This is a genomic window from Hespellia stercorisuis DSM 15480 (genome assembly GCF_900142165.1).
GTDB classification, from domain to species: Bacteria; Bacillota; Clostridia; order Lachnospirales; family Lachnospiraceae; genus Hespellia; species Hespellia stercorisuis.
Genome location: NZ_FQZY01000143.1, coordinates 1 through 2,075, shown reverse-complemented (window position 1 = coordinate 2,075; position 2,075 = coordinate 1). Strand labels below are relative to the sequence as shown.

General features: G+C 34.5%; 1 protein-coding gene. It reads left to right on the top strand.

Features of this window, described 5'->3' with window-relative positions:
* Window positions 1–344: 344 nt before the first annotated feature.
* Entirely contained in the window at window positions 345–1,985 is a 1,641-nt protein-coding gene (locus BUB85_RS20765) for a restriction endonuclease (protein ID WP_073113368.1), read from the top strand.
* Window positions 1,986–2,075 lie beyond the last annotated feature (90 nt).

The window sequence follows — 2,075 nt, the reverse complement described above, 5'->3', positions numbered from 1 at the left end:
AGCATGGAATAAATGCTTTTACAGCAATCAGAGAAGCCCTTTTAGGGAATTCCGATATCATCTTTAACTAATGGAGTTCTGAACAGTTACAAAAAGTTAATTATTAATACATATACTACTATTTTAGCTCGTGGAATAAAGGGCTGTTATGTATATGCGTATAATCAGAATATGCAGGAGTATTTGAAGAAGTTTATAATTCCGGCGAATGAAGTCACGTTAGAAGAAAAATAGACTCTAGATATATACATGGTCTAAGGAAAATAATTGATTTTAGGTATTTCTTAAAGTTTAAGTTAAGTCAAATACAATATACTTGTTTTATAATGCATATGGAGGGGTGTATGGATAATAATGATATTAAGAATTTGTGGAGAAAAAAATCATGGTCAATTCCAGATTTGTTAGGAAGCAAAAGTGAATATACCAAGATAATTGTAGGGGTAATTAAGCAGCTTGCCCTTGAAAATGCGAATGTGATGGACGATTGTCCTAAATTAGATGATATCGAAGAAGTTAAAACTTGGAGAGAATATGCGCCATTTTTAAAAGGTATAGGCGTTGTCGAGAATCATAATGGTAGTCTATATTTGTCGGAGACTGGAAAAAGATTATCTGGTGATGTATCGTTCTATAATATTGCCACTGTAATGCAAGAGAAAATTCGCATTTTTGGAGAATTATTACTGATTATTGAGGCAGAGGCAAGTACGGTTCAAGAAGTGGATGAAAAAATATGCTCTAACTACAATCTTGATTGGAAAAATTGTTCAAATACAAGAAGAAGGATGGACTGGCTGGAGGTATTAGGTCTAATTGAAGGGGTTGGAAACCGTAAATGGATTTTGACTGAAACAGGGGAACAAGCATTAAAAGACTGGATTTTGGTTACTCCAGATGTGCTGGAATCATTTGAGGCTGTAGAGGCAGAATATACAATAACTAATCCACCGACAGAGATATCAAACATGATACAAGAATTGTCCGACAATGATCAATTACACAAAGATCGTTGTACGTATAATTTGTGGTCTCCTAGTCCTAATAAAATTGACAATTTAAGAAAGATACTAAAATATTCTTGTGATAAAGTATCTAGGTCAGATCTTTTTAATTATATTGGTAATGAGTTCAGCTTAAGGGCTAGTAGTGTTGAATCAATGATGCCTTTTTTAAAGGCGTCTGGGTTATTAGAAGAAACTGGAAGAAATATTTATGTCGCAAGTTCTGTGGCAAAGGAATGGTGTCAGACGGGCACTGACATTGATTTTATTAGGATACTACACTGCCATTTTCGGTTTGTAGGGGAAATGATATTTTTTGCAGAGAATGATATTACCAGAAATGAAATATATCAGGAAGCAAAGAAATATGGTCTTAATAATGAAAAAGCAAGATGGATTGCTGGCTTTCTTGTAGAAGCAGGATTGTTAGAAGAACCACAATATTTACATCTAAAAGCATCTGCATTTGGCATGGAGTTTGCGAAAACACTTCCTATTGCTGATGAAATAATTTATCAAAAACCAAATGAGCGTAAAGAAAATGTACATAAAGATATGAACAAAAATGAAACTTCTTTAGATGAAGGGCTATTCAATAATTTGAGTGCCGCAGCAATTGATCCATATGCAGAGGGAAAGGCATCTGGAGTTGCATTTGAAGAAGAAATTGCAAAAATATTTCGTTATATGGGTTTTGAGGCAAAAAGAATTGGAGGTCCTGGGAACACCGATGTTGTGGTAAGGTGGACTAATGACGAGGGTAAAGTTATTATAGGCATTGTTGACGGGAAATCTAAATCGAGTGGTCAGGTTTCACATGGTGACGTGAGTGATGTAGCAATTGAGGCACACAAAGAAAAAAATAGTGCTGATTACGTTGCGATTGTAGGCGCAGGATTTAGTGGCGATACAATTAAAAATTTTGCAATAAAGAAAACGGTTGCACTTGTTACAGATAAAGAATTAATAGATATTGCGTAACTGTTCAGAACCCCCTTGGGGAACTAATTAATTTTTGTACAAAACAGAGAATTTTTAAAACCTGTTTTGCGATATTATTTCGGTAATTGG

What these genes read in the sequence shown, in the direction of transcription:
- BUB85_RS20765 (WP_073113368.1), top strand. Translation starts at nt 345, where the DNA reads ATGGATAATAATGATATTAAGAATTTGTGGAGAAAAAAATCATGGTCA.